The following is a 16,046-nucleotide window of genomic DNA, read 5'->3' as shown; positions in this document are numbered from 1 at the left end:
CTCAGTCTTTCAGGAAGTCCGGCAGTTTGGGGTCGCCTTTGCCGGGCAGGCTGTAGGCGATTACATAGTCGCCCGGCGGCGTCTCCATGAAGTGATGGCCGCCCGCGACGATCACCAGGTACTGACGCCCGTCGACCTCGTAAGTCATCGGTGTTGCCTGGCCTCCGGCGGGCAGCACGTCCTCCCACAGCACTTCGCCGGTATCGATGTCGATCGCGCGGATGAGGTTGTCAGTCGCCGCAGCGATGAAGATCAGGCCGCCCGCGGTGATCACCGGTCCACCGTTGTTCGGCGTGCCGACCGTTACCGGTAGATGCGACGAGATGCCGAACGGCCCGTTGCGGCGCGCGGTGCCCAGCGGTTCGTTCCACAGCACCTCGCGGGTATTGAGGTCGATGGCCATGATGCCGCCAAACGGCGGACGTGAGCAGGGCACGCCTGTCAGGCTGTTGCGCCAGGCCTGGATGGACACGGCATAGGGCGCCCCCGCCTGGGGTACCGAGCCGCCGGACGAGGTGCTGCCGCCCGGTAGGCCGAGCGGGACCATGCCGCGCTCGTCGGCCTTGTCGCGCGGGATGAGTTGGTCATGCATGGCGATGTGGTTGTAGTTCAGCACCAGGATGTTGCGGTCGGTGTTAACCGCGGCGCTGCCCCAGTCGTTACCGCCGTTATAGCCTGGCCATTGCAGGAAACGTCTGTCCACGCTCGGCGGTGTGTACATGCCCTCATAATTGGCGCGCTTGAACTGGATCCGGCACCAGAGCTGGTCCAGCGGTGTGACACCCCAGGCATCGCTCTCGGTCAGCGGCTCGCGCGGCATCGACGGCATGCCTGCCGAGAACGGTTGCGTCGGCGACAGCGTTTCATCAGGCAGCGGGCTGGCCGGCACCGGGCGTTCCTCGACAGGCGTCAGTGGCTCGCCGGTGCGGCGGTCGAGGACATAGATGTCCCCCGTCTTGGTGGGCAGCACCACCGCTGGAGCTGTGCGCCCCTCGCCGACCGGAAAGTCGATCAGGCTGCCCTGAGACCCGAGGTCATAGTCCCAGACATCGTTATGCACGGTCTGAAACACCCAGCGCACTGATCCGTCGGTAACGTCCAGAGCTACCAGCGCGGTCGAGTAGGGTTTCTCGAACTCACGACGATTGCCGCTCCAGTAATCAACCGACGAGTTGCCCATCGGCACGTAGACCAGGCCGAGGTTCTCGTCGCCGGAGAAGATCGTCCAGGCGTTGGGGGTGCCCCGGGTGTAGACATCATCCCCTTCGGGTAACCCGGTCTCGCCAGGGCGGCCCATGTCCCAGGCCCAGGCCAGCTCACCGGTGGCTGCGTCGTAGCCGCGGATGACGCCGGACGGCGCGTCTTCCTTTTGCCCGTCGAGCACCTGATGCCCGACCACGGCGACTCCGCGAACGATGGTTGGTGGTGATGTCACTGCGATGTAGCCGGGTACGGAGTCGCCCATGCCTTCCATCAGATCGACATGCCCGGCATCGCCGAAGTCGGAGCAGGGCATCCCGGTGTCGGCATCCACCGCGACCAGCTCGGCGTCGAGTGTGCCCTCGATGATACGGCGCTTGCAGGCCGCGTCATCGGGCGCATCCGGCACCTCGTAGTAGCTCACGCCACGGCAGGTGGCTGAATAGGGAATATGGTCGGTCGAAACCTCCGGGTCGTAGCGCCAGCGCTCACGTCCGCTGCTGGCATCCAGCGATATCAACACATTCAGCGCATCGCACAGGTAGAGGTTGTCACCGACCTTGAGCGGCGTGGTTTCCGGTGCCCACTTCTTGTCGACCACTGACTGCTCGGGCAGGTTGCCAGTGCGATAGCCCCAGACCGGCTTGAGATCGACGACGTTGTCGCGGTTGATCAACTCCAGCGGCGAGTAGCGCGTGGCTGCATTGTTGCGTCCGTAGGTAGTCCAGTCGGCCGGTTCGGGTTCGGCACCCGCCATTCCCGGCGATACAGTGGTGGCGGGCTCGAGTGAAGGGTCCGCCGCGGTCGTCTGGGCATGGCCGAGGGGCAGCCAGGCCAGGCTCAGCAGGCCAACGAGTCGAATCAGATAGGTCATGGGTGCGCCTCCCTGCGAGTGTGGCGCCGCAGCACCGGAATGAACGCCAGCGTGAGCAGGGCGATTACGGCCAGCGCCACCACGCGTGGCATCAGCGCCCAGGGGTCGAGGCCGACCTCCCAGATCGCCCATATCAGAGTGCCGATAAACACCAGCCAGTAGAGCAAGACGCCACTGATGCGCTGCATGAACAGCAGCACGCCAGAGATCAGCATGCCGGCTCCGGCAATGAGGTAGTACCAGGAACCGCCAAGGGTGATGAGCCAGACGCCGCCAGCGGCAAGGGCGAGCCCGAACAGGGCGACGATGATGGAGAAGACTTTCAGTGCCCAATAGGCGAAGCCGCGGGCGTGAGGGGATCCGGACACGTGGCGCTTGCTCCCTGAAGATTGGTGAGTGAGGCGCCACCGAATGCAATCGCAATCGGCGGCGTGACTCAACTTTTGGGTCTCAGGATGCGCTCAGGTTCCGTGAATGTTTCGGTTTGTGTCGGATTCAGGCCATGAGCAACCAGGCACCAGCCAACGCAGACGCACCGCCTGCAATGCGTACCAGGGGCATGGCGAGTTGCGGCAGGTTGCGAGCGATGGCGTAACCGATGCCATGCAGCGCGGCGGTGGCAGCGACGAAGCCAGCGGCATAACCCCAAGGGCTGGACAGCGCTGGCAGTTCCAGACCATGGGCCACGCCATGGCTGAGGGCAAACAGCGCGGTCAATCCAGCCGCAACGGCCAGCGGTGGACTCACCGCCAACGCTACTAGCAGCCCAAGCGCCAGTACCGAGCCGGCGATGCCGGTTTCCATCAGCGGCATTTCAATGCCGGCGAAGCCGAGCAGCCCGCCGACGAGCATGGTGGCGACGAAGGTCAGCGGCAACAACCAGCGCGCGCTGCCCTGCTGCTGCGCCGCCCAGAGGCCGACGGCCAGCATCGCCAGCAGATGGTCAAGGCCGAAGATAGGGTGAGCGATGCCGGACATCAGGCCAGCGTGATCATGGCCGGGATGGGCGAAGGCCAAGGCAGGGCTCAGCAACAGGGCGGCGGTAAGCAGCGGTTTGCGCGGGTTCATTTCGGATTCCTCTATGGGCGGATGGGCGATCAGGCAGCGCTGAGCATTCCCTGTTTTTCGATGAAGGCGATGATCTCGTCGAGGCCCTGGCCAACCTTCTGATTGCTGAACACGAAGGGTTTGTCGCCGCGCATCTTGCGGGTGTCGCGATCCATGACTTCCAACGAGGCGCCGACCATGGGCGCCAGGTCGACCTTGTTGATCACCAGCAGATCGGACTTGCAGATGCCCGGTCCGCCCTTGCGGGGCAGCTTGTCGCCGGCCGATACGTCGATCACGTAGAGGGTCAGGTCCGACAGCTCCGGGCTGAACGTCGCGGAAAGGTTGTCGCCGCCGGATTCGACGATGATCAGATCCAGCCCCGGGAAGCGACGATTGAGCTGCTCGACGGCTTCGAGGTTGATCGAGGCATCCTCGCGGATCGCCGTGTGCGGGCAGCCACCGGTCTCGACGCCGATGATTCGCTCCGGCGCCAGGGCCTCGTTGCGTACCAGGAACTGGGCGTCTTCCTGGGTATAGATGTCGTTGGTCACCACGGCGAGGTTGTAGCGATCACGCAGCGCCAGGCACAGGGCGAGGGTCAGGGCGGTCTTGCCGGAACCGACCGGACCGCCGATCCCGACGCGCAGGGGTTGGGTGTTCATGGGTGTTCTCCTCAAAAAGGCAGCGTGGCTGCCTCGGGGTTGATGCGAAAGGGGATGACCCGTGCCCGTGGAGCAGGGGTGACCGGATTCCTAGGGATGAGGCATGCGCCTGTGAAAACGTGCGAAGTTGTGAACTCAGAGTGCGCGTGTCGGTGTTGTCGCACGCGGCGTTCCGACACTCAGGCAAAAAGCCAACAGCTCCGCGCCCGAGGTCCCTTTGCATGGGCTCGGTGGATACAGCGGGTAGCATGTAGCCAGCGGGTTCGCGAGCAGTGCGCGTTCCTCCTGATGCGAACGGCGGAGCCGGAGTTAGCCCCCTCATGACCGAAACAACCGACTGTATTGCCGTTCATGCGCCATGCTGGCCAACGCCAAGCCAAAGGCCGCGCTCCCGCAGCGCTCTGGCTCAATAACGGTTGCGTCGCGCTGGGCCTGCTGCAGGGTCGGCAGCAATTGGGAGGTCAAACGTTGCGCAGCCTGCTGCCCGAGCGGCAGCGTCTTCATCAGTACGGCCAGCTGGTTCTCCAGCCAACCCCAAAGCCAAGCGGTAAGCGCATCTTCCGGATCGATACCCCACGCACGCGCGGCCAACGCCCAGCCAAGGGCAAGGCCGGGCTCTTCAATGCGCTGGTACAGCCCCCGGGCTGCCTCATCGAGTTCCGGCAGATTGTCCAACAGCTGCTTGAGCGAATAGCCCATCTGCCGGCTCTCCAGCCTCAGCTCTCGGGTCTCTCGACTCGCACGATGGCAGTCCGCAAGCCGTTCCAGTTCAGGCCAATCGTGACTGCTGGCTGCGCGGCAGTGAGCGAAGAGCAGCGGCGCTTCGAAGCGCGCTAGATTGAGCACAAGCTGATCGCCCAGCCAGCAGCGGGCCGTGGCTTCGTCGCTTACCTGCCCCCGTTCAACCGCCATCTCCAGGCCTTGGGAATAGCTGTAGCCGCCGATGGGTAGCTGCGGGCTGGCGAGTCGCAGCAAGGCGAACGCCGCCGGATTCACGTGCGCACGCCGAACTGGTGCAGACGCGGTGCGTAGCTGAATTCGGCTTCGCCTGCGTGGGAATGGTGATGGCCGCCGCCGTAGGCGCCGTGCTCGGGCTGGAAGGGGGCCTCGACGTGTTCGACGGTCGCCCCCAACTGCAGCAGCATGTCCTTGAGCACGTAATCGTCGAGTAGCCGCAGCCAGCCGTCACCGACCTGGAGCGCGACGTGGCGGTTGCCCAGGTGGTAAGCGGCGCGCGTCAGCTCGAAGGCGCTGGCACACGTGACGTGGAGGAGTTTTTCCGCGCGGGCGCGGACAACGACGAGGCGGCCATCTTCGGCACGCAGGCACTCGCCGTCATGCAGCGGCGGATGGCCGCGCTCGAGGAACAGACCGACGTCTTCCCCTGTGGTGGAAAAGCAGCGCAGACGCGATTTGCTGCGCGCTTCAAAGGTCAGTTCCAGCTCGGCGTCGGCGTTGGCCTGCGCAGAGGTACGGTGATGAATGACCAGCATGGCGTGGGCAGTTCCGATTGTGCGATAGGCCAAGCAGAGCAAGGCCCTTGCCAACACGTCACATTGCGCCCGCCACGCCGGCTTGAGGCGTCTCATGCCTGATAATGGGGCTCTGGTGTGTTCCGTTGTGGTGCGCCCGGTTGTTCGAGGCACCACATGCGTGCAATCAATGCAGCGGGCGCACCATGTACACGGCGGGGATCTGGTAACTGGCGAGATTATCGACCTGCGGCGGTTCCAGCTCCGTGTGGGCGGCATAGCCGAGGCGAGACCAGAAGGCTTCGGATTCCTGCACGGAAACCAGCGCCGAGTAACGCAGCTTCTGGGTACGGGCCTGCTCGAGGTTGCGCTTCACCAGTGCCGGTCCGATGCCGCGGCCACTGGCTCGGCGGGACACGGCCAGGTCGTGCAGATACAGGCAGTCGGCTTTGGCGTGATGCTCGAAGTCACCATCCAGCGGGGTCACATTGCCGACCCGCGAGTGGTAGGCGAAGAGGTAGCCGCAGACGCCCTGGTCGTCTTCGGCCACCCAGGCCAGCTGCGGGCAAGCGGCGAGACGGGCACGAATCACGGCCTCATCTTCAAGCACTTCGACCGCATAGGATTCTTCCTGAATCGACATCACGGCAGGTATATCACGCACCTGCATCGCTCTTAACTCGAACATTTGAACAACTCGAACGGACTCGGGACGACTGAAGCGTCTCGCTTAAGGGGCGACGATGATACGCGAACGGCGGGCTGAGAGTCAGCGCGCCGACGGAGGGTCTGGCTCCGAAAGGCTTGGCGCATGTCTACCAAAAGGCCGCAGTGCCACCCGCCCGCGGGTCACGCTACGCCGTGCCGTGTCGCGCTAGACGGTACGACTGGTCGGCGCCGTGCATCTGATGACTGACGGCGAGGTTTTTTGCGGGCATAATTGCTTAGGTAGCTACCTATCTTTGCGGTCATTCTCCTTGAACAACTCACACAACCCATTGCTTGGCGTCGTGCTCATTCTGATTTCATGCCTGACGCTGGCGACCCACGATGGTCTTTCGAAATACCTGACGCAGCTGTACCCGGTGTTTCTGGTCATCTGGGCGCGCTACATGGCCCAGACATTTCTCATGCTCGGCCTGTTCACGCCGCGCATGGGCCGTCGCGTGTTCCACACCCTGCGACCGAAGCTGCAGGTCTGCCGGGGCCTGAGCCTGGTCTGCGTCAGCATGCTGTTCATCAGTGGTCTGAGCTACATCCCGCTGGCCGAGGCGACCGCGGTGATCTTCCTTACGCCGCTGCTGGTGACCATCGCCTCCGCGCTGCTCGGTGAGCGAGTCAGCCGTAGCCAATGGCTGGCGGTTGGCTTTGGGTTGGTCGGGGTGATGATCATCGTGCGCCCGGGTGGTGCCTTGTTTACCCCGGCGATCTTGCTTCCCTTCGGTGCGGCGGTGAGTTTTACCGTGTATCAGTTGATCACGCGTCGTCTCAGCGCTACGGACCATCCGGTGACCAGCAATTTCATCACCAGCCTGGTCGGCAGTGTGGTGATGAGCGTGCTGGTGATCTTCAACTGGCAGACCCCGACTTTTCACGACGCGCTGATGATGGCGGGCCTTGGTGCCATGGCCATGAGCGGTCACCTGCTGCTGACCAATGCCTTCCGCTTCGCCAGTGCCGCCGCGCTCGCCCCCTTCACCTATTCGCAGATCATCTTCGCCGGGGTGGTCGGGCTGGTTGCCTTCGGCCACACGCCGGACGCGGGCGCGATCGTCGGCATGGCGATCATCATTGCCAGTGGATTGGTCATGGCATACGTACAGGGCCGACAACCGCGCCCGGCACTCTAAAACACGGCTGTGCCGCAAGCACATCTCGGCGACTTCCAACACTAGACCAGACAAGGGCGATTCGATCCTTGCGTGCGATTCATCAGGAACAGACATGCAACGACTCTCTCATCACACCCTGCGCAACGACTTCCGCCGACTGCTGGCGTCCGATCGCTGCTATCACACCGCCTCGGTATTCGATCCGATGTCTGCGCGTATTGCGGCGGACCTTGAATTCGAAGTGGGCATCCTCGGCGGTTCGGTCGCGTCGCTGCAGGTCTTGGCTGCGCCTGACTTCGCACTGATTACGTTGAGCGAGTTCGTCGAGCAGGCGACTCGTATTGGCCGTGTGTCGCGTCTGCCGATCATTGCCGACGCGGACCACGGTTACGGCAACGCGCTTAACGTCATGCGCACCGTGATCGAGCTGGAGCGCGCAGGTATTGCCGCGTTGACCATTGAAGATACGCTGCTGCCGGCCAAGTTCGGCCGCAAGTCCACCGACCTCATCGGCATGTTCGAGGCGGTCGGCAAGATCCGTGCGGCGCTGGAGGCACGCATCGATCCAGAACTGTCCATCATCGCCCGGACCAATGCTGGCGTGATCGGCCTGGAAGAAGTGATTGCACGCGTGCAGGCCTACGAGGCGGCAGGGGCCGACGCGATCTGCCTGGTGGGTATCGAGGACTTCGAGCAGCTTGAGCAGGTCGCCGAAAAGCTCAAGGTGCCGCTGATGCTGGTGACCTACGGTAATCCGCAGCTGCGTGACAATGCGCGGCTGGCCGAGCTTGGCGTCCGTATCGTGGTCAATGGCCATGCCGCCTATTTCGCGGCGATCAAAGCCACCTACGATTGCCTTCGCGAGCAGCGCCAGATTGACGCCTCCGACCTGAACGCGTCGCAGCTGTCCGTCAAATACTCGACCGCTGACGAATACATGGTCTGGGCCGAGGAATATATGCAGGTCAAGGAGTAAGCGGCACCTGCCAAAATCGCTGCCATTCGCCACCTGGAGATCCGATGAGCCCACGTCTATTGACCTTCATGGTGGCCTTCGCCGCGTTTCTCGGCCCCTTCACGCAGACGGTCTATGCACCGATCCTGCCGGAACTGGGTGAGGCGCTGCAGACCACGCCGCTGCTGATCAATCTCAGTATTTCGATCTTCACCTTTGTGTTGGCGTTCATGCAGATCGTCTACGGCCCACTGGTGGATCGAAGCGGGCGCCGGCGCACACTGCTGCTTGGCCTGGCGTGCTACATCGGCGCATCCATCGGTTGCTTTCTGTCGACAAACATCGAATTGCTCCTGGTGTTTCGGGCGTTGCAGGCGGTGGGCATTGCGGCTGCCGCCGTGGTGGCGGTTACGGTAATCGGTGACCGTTTCGAAGGTGCTGAGCGTGGGCGCGCGATGGGCTCGTTTCAGATGATGGTGGCGTTGGGACCGGTTGCGGGGCCGGTGGTAGGCGGCTTTATCGGTGAGCACCTGGACTTTCACTACGTGTTTCTGCTGCTCGCTGTGGTGGGCGGCGTGGCCCTGCTGAGCAATGTCATCTGGTTGGAGGAGACCCGACCCGCCGGTCTCACGCCCAAGGCGTTCCATCCCGCGGAGTATCTGGATGTCGTGCACAACCGCCAGGGCCTGGCGATCATGTTGCTGAGCTTCGTGCAGTACTACGCGTTCTACAACTATCTGGTGTTCATGCCACGTGTGCTCGATACGACCTACGGTCTGAGCGCCAGCGAAAAAGGCCTGGTGTTCCTGCCGTTGTCGATTGCCGTGGTGATCGGCAGCTTTGTCGGCGGCCGTCTGTTGGGGCGCTGGAAGCCACGCCCTACGCTCGTTGTGACCGCCGGGCTGAACGCGCTGAGTGTCCTGCTGTTCCTCGGGGTTGCGCAGTCATCTCTGGCCCTGCTGGTAATCGCGGCGAGTGCCTTCGGCCTGTTTCTTGGCCTGTCGCTGCCGGTGCAGACCAGCTTGCTGATGGATCTGTACCCGCACAATCGCGCCACGGCGGTGGGCTGTTACAACTTCTTCCGTTTCATGGGTATGGCGACCGGGCCGGTGCTTGGCTCGTGGCTCTATCAGGACGGCAATCTTGGCGTGCTCTACGGATTCGCCGCCACCGCGTTCCTGCTCGCCGTAGGGTATGCGCGGATGCGCTTCAGCCAAGCCTGACCGATGCGCTAGAACAGAGCACGTTCGGCCTTGAACATGAAATAGCTTTCGCAGTGGGCGTTCTGGCCGGAATAGACGCCGCATTCGGGCCCGCTCAGGTTTGAGTCGGTGTAGGACAGGTCCAGGTGCATGCCGAGTAGCGGGCGTGACAGGTTCAATGACCAGTCATTGAAGACCTGCACGCTGCCGCCGGCGTGGAACATCGGGGTGTCCATCGAGTGGCTGGCGTATTTGAACCGCACATCGAGATCGAACGGACGAAAGGATCCAAGCTCCAGAAGCAGCGTGCTGTCCAGCCGCCCCGGAGACCGGCTCAGCGCGCCGCCGATGCGATTGCCAGCCAGATTGAGCCCCGCGTAATACTCGTGGCGATCCCAGTTTTCCATTTCCGGGAAGCTGTAGCGGATCACGCCCAGCTCGAAACCTGGTTCATCATCGAGACGTTGCTGCGCATAGCCGACATAGGTGTCGAGCTCCAGCTGGTTGCCTTCGATGATGCCCATGGTCGGTGCCCACTGGCCGACGTACACGCCGCTGCTGTGAGTCAGGTCCAGGCCGCCACGAAACGTGCTGCCGGCTGTCGGGCTAACGAGGCCCTGCGCCATGCTGCGAGTCGGAGCCGTTCCAAGGCGCAGGTCGAATTGGCCGACTTCTCGCTCGACCACGTCCGGTTGGCTGGCGCATCCGTTCAAGCAGGCGGTCAGCGCCGCCGCGATGAGTGTCCTGTTCATACACCGGTTCATTGCTGGATTGACATACAAGCCGCCCACGGCGACCGCAAAGGGCAAGTCTTGTCGCGCCGACCGCAAGTCGGGCGCTTGTTTGCCTGATTGATCGACCGGAAGGTTAGCCGAAGAGCTTCACAAGCAGTCTCCGTTCGTCGTTTTGACGCCAAGCCATCGACGGACGGCAGCAGAACATTGGCGACCTTAAATGGTGCTTGGACTCGGCGCGTTGAACGGCTGTCGCCGACGCGGTTCAACATGGTAGTGAACCATTAACTGTTTCAGGCAGGCGGGAGGTTGAGATGGCGACCGGCTGGGCAAACGAAGGCGCAGTACAGGAACAGATCGACAGCACTATCGAGGATGCCGTGCAGCGAGCACGCAGCCGCCTTGGACGAGGCGAAAGCCTTACGCATTGCGAAGAGTGCGATGCGAAGATTCCGGACGCGCGCCGCAAGGCCGTGCCTGGCGTCAGGCTGTGCATCAAATGCCAGACCGAACTCGACAAGCAGGAGGCAAAGTTCAGCGGGTATAACCGCCGTGGCAGCAAGGACAGCCAGCTGCGCTGATGGCGTCGTAGAAAAAACTAGAGTCGCGCCGCACTCGTGAAGCGTGTACATGTCCCACGCCGCGTCCCCTAAGCTTTTCCATGGAAGAGGAATGCCTCCATGTTGATCTTCGAAGCCCTGCGTCTGAGTCACGATATCCAGCGCGATCTGTCTGAACGTCTGGTGCAAACCAGCGGCGACTCCGCCGAGCGGAAGGCACTATTTGCCAAGCTGAAGCATGAGCTCTGGGTGCATTCCGTCGCCGAGGAGCGCCATTTCTACATCCCATTGATGCGTGACGACAGCGGGGTCGACCTGTCCCGGCATGCGATCGCCGAGCACCATGAAATGGATGAAATGGTCGAAGCCCTGGAAGAAACCGATCCCAGCAGCCCCAGCTGGCTGGCGCAGGCGCGAAAGCTCTCGGACAAGGTGCACCACCATCTTCAGGAGGAAGAGCATAAGTTCTTCCAAATGGCCGGCAAACTGCTCAGCGAACAGCAAAAATCCCAACTGGCCGGTGCGTATCTGGGCGCCTACGAGCTGATGAAGGCTGAGCACGCCGCCTAAGCGCGGGTCGCTCCGGTGGGCATGCTGAACGTAAACGTGGTGCCCCCTTCGGCTGTGGACGTCGCCTGCATACGCCCGCCGTGCGAACGTGCAATTTCGTTGGCGATATACAGCCCCAGACCGAGCCCGGACTGGGTGCTCGAGGGTTCGCGCCAGTAGGGCTGGAACAACTGAGCCAGCCGTTCCGGTGGTATTGGTTCGCCGTGGTTGTTCACCGCCAGGCTGAACGTGTCGGCTTCAATTTGCGCGCTGACCGAGACAGGGCCGTACGGGTCCCCGTGGGTTAGCGCGTTGGCGAGCAGGTTGGACAGCAGTTGAGCGACGCGATCCGAATCGCAGCGGACGGCGCCGAGCGAGTCAAGCTGGCAATGTAATGTGCGTTGCGGATGGCTGGTTTGCATCTCCGACACAATGTGCGCCAGGGTCTTATCGAGGTTGTCGCAATCGCGGATGTTGAGCGGAATGCCATTGCCGAGCCGGCCTCGGGCGAAATCCAGCACGTCATCCACCAGCCGTGAGGCGCGATGAGTTGCTGTGAGCATGTGCTCGGCGATACCGGTCATGGATGGCTCGTTCGAGCGCCGCAATAGCAGTTGCGCGCCCGACATGATCGAGGACAGCGGGTTGCGGAGATCGTGGCCGAGCAGGGCAATGAACTGCTCGCGCAGCTCGGCCGTTTGCTGCGCATCAAGCAGTGCCGCTTCGGTTGCTTCGAGCTGCTCCTCGGCTTCCAGCTGAACCGCCAGCAGCTTGGCGAACGACTCCATCATTGCCAGGACCGACGGCACCGAAAAGGTAGCTGGCAACGGGTCTAGTGCGCAGACGGTGCCGAAGAAGCTGCCATCGGTGCGAAATACAGGCGCCGATACATAACTTTCAAAGCCATATAGTTTGGGCGTGTGATGGTTGCAGTACCGGTCATCTTCGCTGACCTTGCCGATGATTATGGTCTCGTGAGACGCATGAATTTCGTGACAAAGCGTGGTTGTCACGTCCAGTTCGCCCCCGACCTGGAGGCCGAAATTGATCTTGTCCAGCACCGCGCAGGCCGTCCAGGAATCATGCGTGACGCGCGCAACGGCGGCGAAGCGAAGCCCTGTCGTTTCGGAAATGATCTGCAAGATGGCGGGTACTGCGCTGATGCGGCTGATGGACGAAATATCTTCGGTCACCGTTCGTGTCATGGCGGAATCGTCGTGCGGGTTGGTGGCGTTTGGGCAGGCACTGTACCACGCAGAGCGAAACCGGCCGGAGAGCGCCGGTCGGTTTCGGTTTTTCCAAGCTGAACGGTGTAAATGTGGGGGCGTTTCTGTTCGCCAGCAGCAGTGGCATGAACTGAGGCGATCAACTTCTCACCAAAAACACCGCAACCCCGCTAAGTCGTCCAGTGATGCTTGGAGAATATCAAGGAAACCAGACGATCCTATCGCATCGGTCTGGGCAGGGTGGATGGATGATTTGCCGGATCGTGTCCGCTAAGCAAGTGAGCATGGCAGGGGGACGATTATAGTAAATCTGCCTATTTCTTCTTTAGATGGGGAGTGCTTCACTAGCTATATGTGCTTGTTGGTTTAAGGTTTTGAATAAGTTAAACCACTATGGACCCTTGACTGCGTGCTTCTATTGCGGCTGAAGTATCTGAGTAACGTGGCATCTCTCTGCCGGACGCTCTTCGATTCAATGCGGGTCGACATCTTCAATGTTCATAACGGACGGGCGGGCGAATCTACTGTCTCTGTGTCTATTTCACGTTTTCTCTAATTCGGAACCCATCTCCAGAAGATTTGATGGCCCGCAACAGATCTTTAGATGTTATGCGCTTAAATGTACGTGTGGCAGGATCCCTTTCCACGTCCATCGCAAACGGCGTAGTGCCGTCGGCGTCGTAAATAAAATAAGCATTGCCGGTGGTGATTTCATATATCTGGTCATCTACCTTGGCTATGGTTGTAGGCGAGGCAGACATCAGCTCCTCAGCCGAACTGTAGCGCAATGCTAAATCAATCCCGCCCAATCTATCGATGGGTACGTCGACCGCTTGAGAGGGCTCGGCCATCACCGCCTGCAGAGATACTGAGTTGGTTGCTTCGATCCACTGGTTCGAATACGTATAAATCAGGTCTTGGTACTGGCTCGATAGCGGTTCCTGCAGATTGCATACACCCTTTCGAATGGATACGCCATTCCGCCCGTTACGAATATTCCCATATAGGCAGTCAATAAGAGGGGCTTCGCCCTTGAAGGTTAGGGTATAAAAAACCTCGAAAAGAGTATTTGAGCCGGCATTTTCGTAAATAAGCGCTGGGCCACCATTGAAAGTGACTAATGTTCTTGAAGTTTGTCCCGTATAACCAACTATGTTAGGAACTATTTTAGTTTCGTTTCCCCTGCTGATCCTTAACTCGCCGGTGCCCATGTCTGCTTCATAGACAATCTCAGGGATATTATCGCTGTCTCTTGTGGTTGTATAAGAGTCTGCATATATGGTGGTATTCAATGTGAGCGAGATCAACAGCAAGGAATAATGTATGTATCTCATGGGGCGAAGGTTTCCTTGGCGGATGATGTTTCTCTTAGAATGATCTCAAATTTCTTCGCATAGCTGGCAATGAGCTGCTGCTGATCAGTTCCGTTGATAGTTCTCCGAGCTTCATCGTAATTCACGCCAGAAGCATTAATATAATGGTTTAGCTTCCTGCCAGTGAAAACTCCTTCCTTCATGCCCCAGATCATAATCGGCACGGAATACTCTGGCTCCGCAGCCTTGTCGGGTTGGTTTACGAAATCTACGCCGAAGTGCTCTTTTGCCTTGCGGTAGTTGTTCTTCCATGTAAGGTGGACCAGGCCTCGCCCGCGGTACTTGTAACCATCGCCCGATTGTGTATTCCCATGCCCGATGGCTCGATCTCGATGTTCTTGCGTAATGGCTAGTACAGGGTCATATTTATTGAAATAGGCAATGTTCCCTACTTCGGGTTTTGAGCTAAAAAACTCGCCAGTGGGGAAATGATAGGCCTCATGTCTAGCTGTCGCGAACATGTAGGAAAGCTCGAAAAGGTTAGCTTTTCCAAGGTCGCTTTTGTAATGTCTATTGATGGCTTCTACGATGGTGCGTAGATTGCCTTTCGATAATGTTGACATTGCCGGAGTGTTCTTCTCGAAGTGCTCATGCTGGCTAATGTACGCGTCGAGAAACCGTTCGACATCTATCAATCGGCTCGCATGCAAAAAGGTGCTCACAGCGGCGATAGGCTGAAAATGCCAAGCCTTACCACTCACAATAACTCCGAGCTGGTCCTCCAATGCTTTCCACCAGCTAAGTTTCTCAATACGCTGCTTTTCAGCATTCCAAATCAGATTGGGCGTTCCAGGCTCTTCCTCCAGTAAAGGATCAAGCTCATCCCATTTACTCTTTTCCCAGAACCATTCACTTTCATATCTGGTGATCAACTGTCCGAGCAGCTGCGCCTGCCAAGGTTTGGCCAGTGCAGCTCGGATTTCCCGGCTGCTCAGTGTGCCGTCCTTGTTTGTGTCGACGATGTCATGTAACCGGGCCAGCGTCAGGATGGGACCTCCGTCTGCCTTGTTGATCTGGGCGCGGTAGTTTTGCTGTTCTTCGGTGCTCAGCAGGCGGCGGGCGTCGAGACTATAAGCAAGCTTCTCGACAGCCGTCCCGGTTTCCTCGACGCATTGGAAGCCTTCCCATTCCCAAGGGCTATGGCGGGTAGTGATCAGCTCCTGTTCGGCGAGCCAGCCGTCAATGGGGTTGCCGTTGGCGTCGGCGAACAGGCCGTCCAGCCGCCACCAGTGGAACGTGCCGCTATCGGCAGCGGTTTTAACCTGGATTTTTCTCGAGGCCGGTAGTCCGTCCAGCAGCGCTTGCGGAATCATCAGGTCGACACCGATCTGAGTGCCGTGGTCGCTGAGCCTGGGCGGGTTCTCGGTGTTGATGTCGTCCCGATGGGCGATCAACTTGCTTGCGCGCTTGTAGACCCTGAGCAGGGTTTGCTGGTCGTCTGGCAGGCGGCTGGCCCAGGCGCGGCTCTGTGCAATGAATGTGGGCACATCGTCGCAGCTGAAGAGTTCGACATGGACCATATGCTGGGCAGCGCTGTCGTGGTTCTGGTACAGCCCCGGATGGCCAATCAGGTCACCCGCCTTGATCGGCAACCCGCTGTCGAGAACGACGACCTTATCGTAGTCCGCTGGCTCGCTGTGCGGTTTGAGAAAGCCGGTAGATACATAGCCGGGTAGTTGCCCCTCATCGTCAGCTGGCAGGGCGGGTTGTGCCGTCCCGCTGATCAGGCTGACCAGCTTGCTGAAATCGCCTTCCGCTCTGCCGATGGTGATCTCGGTGCCCTTTGGCAGCTCCGATAGCTTTGCGGCGCCCCTGCTCGGATGTGCGCGGACGCTGAGGCCCTGGTTTTGCGTATTGACGGTATAGCGCTTGGCCTCCCAGAAAGCGGGGCGCGGCAGGTCCGGTTGCGTTTGATAGCCCGCCCAGTCGAGTAGGTGCATATACAGACTATAGAGGGTCAGGGCAGGAGGGGTTTGACCTTCGGCGATGCTGCCGTCAGCGTTCCTGAGCGGCGGTGGCTGAAGACTGTGCTTGACCAGCACGAACCCCGTTGAAAAGGGGGCGCGCTTGACCCGTGGAATCTCATCGGTGAACTCGCTTACAGGGTAGCGGTCGTCGATGCGGTAGGCGATCACCTCGCCGTCGGCCATGCAGCGTACGCTCGTCTGATCGAACAGTGTCGCCGTGCCTTCATCGAAATGCACGCCGCCATGCCATAAGCCGTTCTCGCCGGTCGGGTAGTGGCCCCCCTTGGCTGATGCCATGTTGATAAGAAGCTGTAATGGACTACTGTTCGTGTCCCTGCTGGGGAACGGATAGCTCCAATTGATCGGTTTGTTATCGGCCATGTTCGTACC

16 protein-coding genes are annotated in these 16,046 nt (G+C 60.4%); 5 read left to right on the top strand and 11 right to left on the bottom strand.

The window, feature by feature from the left end:
• Position 1 precedes the first annotated feature (1 nt).
• The 7 genes from K4O48_RS17260 to K4O48_RS17230 all read right to left on the bottom strand — a co-directional run bounded on the left by K4O48_RS17260 (position 2) and on the right by K4O48_RS17230 (position 5,928).
• Complete coding sequence (locus K4O48_RS17260; RefSeq protein WP_222909579.1) at positions 2-2,074, bottom strand: pyrroloquinoline quinone-dependent dehydrogenase; 2,073 nt, start codon at positions 2,072-2,074, stop codon at positions 2-4.
• Positions 2,071-2,442: a glucose dehydrogenase gene (locus tag K4O48_RS17255; RefSeq protein WP_222909578.1), complete on the bottom strand. Its 372-nt coding sequence runs from the start codon at positions 2,440-2,442 to the stop codon at positions 2,071-2,073. The genes K4O48_RS17260 and K4O48_RS17255 overlap by 4 nt, the downstream gene beginning before the upstream one ends.
• Positions 2,443-2,569: 127 nt before the next feature.
• A complete protein-coding gene (locus K4O48_RS17250; protein ID WP_222909577.1) occupies positions 2,570-3,142 on the bottom strand; it encodes a HupE/UreJ family protein in 573 nt (190 codons plus the stop codon).
• A 29-nt stretch (positions 3,143-3,171) separates the two neighbouring features.
• Positions 3,172-3,786 (bottom strand): urease accessory protein UreG, encoded by a 615-nt coding sequence (ureG, locus tag K4O48_RS17245; protein WP_222909576.1) that lies wholly within the window; start codon positions 3,784-3,786, stop codon positions 3,172-3,174.
• A gap of 318 nt (positions 3,787-4,104) precedes the next feature.
• On the bottom strand, positions 4,105-4,782 hold the full coding sequence (locus tag K4O48_RS17240; protein WP_222909575.1) for an urease accessory protein UreF: 678 nt from the start codon (positions 4,780-4,782) through the stop codon (positions 4,105-4,107).
• A complete protein-coding gene (gene ureE / locus K4O48_RS17235; RefSeq protein ID WP_222909574.1) occupies positions 4,779-5,279 on the bottom strand; it encodes an urease accessory protein UreE in 501 nt (166 codons plus the stop codon). The genes K4O48_RS17240 and ureE overlap by 4 nt, the downstream gene beginning before the upstream one ends.
• Before the next feature lie 166 nt (positions 5,280-5,445).
• The gene (locus K4O48_RS17230) at positions 5,446-5,928 is read right to left on the bottom strand and encodes a GNAT family N-acetyltransferase (protein ID WP_222912140.1); all 483 of its coding nucleotides are present in this window, start codon (positions 5,926-5,928) and stop codon (positions 5,446-5,448) included.
• A gap of 307 nt (positions 5,929-6,235) precedes the next feature.
• Between K4O48_RS17230 and K4O48_RS17225 the strand changes: the two genes are divergently transcribed.
• The 3 genes from K4O48_RS17225 to K4O48_RS17215 all read left to right on the top strand — a co-directional run bounded on the left by K4O48_RS17225 (position 6,236) and on the right by K4O48_RS17215 (position 9,268).
• The gene (locus K4O48_RS17225; protein WP_222909573.1) at positions 6,236-7,108 is read left to right on the top strand and encodes a DMT family transporter; all 873 of its coding nucleotides are present in this window, start codon (positions 6,236-6,238) and stop codon (positions 7,106-7,108) included.
• Between the two features lie 94 nt (positions 7,109-7,202).
• Entirely contained in the window at positions 7,203-8,066 is an 864-nt protein-coding gene (locus K4O48_RS17220) for an oxaloacetate decarboxylase (protein ID WP_222909572.1), read from the top strand.
• Between the two features lie 44 nt (positions 8,067-8,110).
• Positions 8,111-9,268, top strand: a complete 1,158-nt coding sequence (locus K4O48_RS17215) for an MFS transporter (RefSeq protein ID WP_222909571.1) — start codon at positions 8,111-8,113, stop codon at positions 9,266-9,268.
• An 8-nt stretch (positions 9,269-9,276) separates the two neighbouring features.
• Here K4O48_RS17215 and K4O48_RS17210 read toward each other — a convergent pair whose 3' ends face one another.
• Positions 9,277-9,999 (bottom strand): TorF family putative porin, encoded by a 723-nt coding sequence (locus K4O48_RS17210; RefSeq protein ID WP_222909570.1) that lies wholly within the window; start codon positions 9,997-9,999, stop codon positions 9,277-9,279.
• 296 nt (positions 10,000-10,295) lie between these two features.
• Here K4O48_RS17210 and K4O48_RS17205 point away from each other — a divergent pair, with 296 nt between their 5' ends.
• Positions 10,296-10,562: a DksA/TraR family C4-type zinc finger protein gene (locus K4O48_RS17205; protein ID WP_222909569.1), complete on the top strand. Its 267-nt coding sequence runs from the start codon at positions 10,296-10,298 to the stop codon at positions 10,560-10,562.
• Positions 10,563-10,661: 99 nt separating this feature from the next.
• Positions 10,662-11,111 (top strand): hemerythrin domain-containing protein, encoded by a 450-nt coding sequence (locus K4O48_RS17200; RefSeq protein WP_222909568.1) that lies wholly within the window; start codon positions 10,662-10,664, stop codon positions 11,109-11,111.
• On the opposite strand, the gene K4O48_RS17195 is transcribed toward K4O48_RS17200, so the two are convergent.
• The 3 genes from K4O48_RS17195 to K4O48_RS17185 all read right to left on the bottom strand — a co-directional run bounded on the left by K4O48_RS17195 (position 11,108) and on the right by K4O48_RS17185 (position 16,037).
• The gene (locus K4O48_RS17195) at positions 11,108-12,295 is read right to left on the bottom strand and encodes a sensor histidine kinase (RefSeq protein WP_222909567.1); all 1,188 of its coding nucleotides are present in this window, start codon (positions 12,293-12,295) and stop codon (positions 11,108-11,110) included. The two genes, K4O48_RS17200 and K4O48_RS17195, sit on opposite strands and share 4 nt — an antisense overlap.
• A gap of 557 nt (positions 12,296-12,852) precedes the next feature.
• Entirely contained in the window at positions 12,853-13,650 is a 798-nt protein-coding gene (locus K4O48_RS17190) for a hypothetical protein (RefSeq protein ID WP_222909566.1), read from the bottom strand.
• On the bottom strand, positions 13,647-16,037 hold the full coding sequence (locus tag K4O48_RS17185; RefSeq protein WP_222909565.1) for a hypothetical protein: 2,391 nt from the start codon (positions 16,035-16,037) through the stop codon (positions 13,647-13,649). The genes K4O48_RS17190 and K4O48_RS17185 overlap by 4 nt, the downstream gene beginning before the upstream one ends.
• Positions 16,038-16,046 lie beyond the last annotated feature (9 nt).

It is taken from the genome of Pseudomonas sp. DNDY-54, assembly GCF_019880365.1.
GTDB classification, from domain to species: domain Bacteria; phylum Pseudomonadota; class Gammaproteobacteria; order Pseudomonadales; family Pseudomonadaceae; genus Stutzerimonas; species Stutzerimonas stutzeri_P.
This window is presented reverse-complemented; position numbering and strand designations above follow the sequence as displayed.

What these genes read in the sequence shown, in the direction of transcription:
- K4O48_RS17185 (WP_222909565.1), bottom strand. Translation starts at nt 16,037, where the DNA reads ATGGCCGATAACAAACCGATCAATTGGAGCTATCCGTTCCCCAGCAGG.
- K4O48_RS17260 (WP_222909579.1), bottom strand. Translation starts at nt 2,074, where the DNA reads ATGACCTATCTGATTCGACTCGTTGGCCTGCTGAGCCTGGCCTGGCTG.
- K4O48_RS17200 (WP_222909568.1), top strand. Translation starts at nt 10,662, where the DNA reads ATGTTGATCTTCGAAGCCCTGCGTCTGAGTCACGATATCCAGCGCGAT.
- ureG (WP_222909576.1), bottom strand. Translation starts at nt 3,786, where the DNA reads ATGAACACCCAACCCCTGCGCGTCGGGATCGGCGGTCCGGTCGGTTCC.
- K4O48_RS17195 (WP_222909567.1), bottom strand. Translation starts at nt 12,295, where the DNA reads ATGACACGAACGGTGACCGAAGATATTTCGTCCATCAGCCGCATCAGC.
- K4O48_RS17230 (WP_222912140.1), bottom strand. Translation starts at nt 5,928, where the DNA reads ATGCAGGTGCGTGATATACCTGCCGTGATGTCGATTCAGGAAGAATCC.
- K4O48_RS17220 (WP_222909572.1), top strand. Translation starts at nt 7,203, where the DNA reads ATGCAACGACTCTCTCATCACACCCTGCGCAACGACTTCCGCCGACTG.
- K4O48_RS17250 (WP_222909577.1), bottom strand. Translation starts at nt 3,142, where the DNA reads ATGAACCCGCGCAAACCGCTGCTTACCGCCGCCCTGTTGCTGAGCCCT.
- K4O48_RS17215 (WP_222909571.1), top strand. Translation starts at nt 8,111, where the DNA reads ATGAGCCCACGTCTATTGACCTTCATGGTGGCCTTCGCCGCGTTTCTC.
- K4O48_RS17205 (WP_222909569.1), top strand. Translation starts at nt 10,296, where the DNA reads ATGGCGACCGGCTGGGCAAACGAAGGCGCAGTACAGGAACAGATCGAC.
- K4O48_RS17210 (WP_222909570.1), bottom strand. Translation starts at nt 9,999, where the DNA reads ATGAACAGGACACTCATCGCGGCGGCGCTGACCGCCTGCTTGAACGGA.
- K4O48_RS17190 (WP_222909566.1), bottom strand. Translation starts at nt 13,650, where the DNA reads ATGAGATACATACATTATTCCTTGCTGTTGATCTCGCTCACATTGAAT.
- ureE (WP_222909574.1), bottom strand. Translation starts at nt 5,279, where the DNA reads ATGCTGGTCATTCATCACCGTACCTCTGCGCAGGCCAACGCCGACGCC.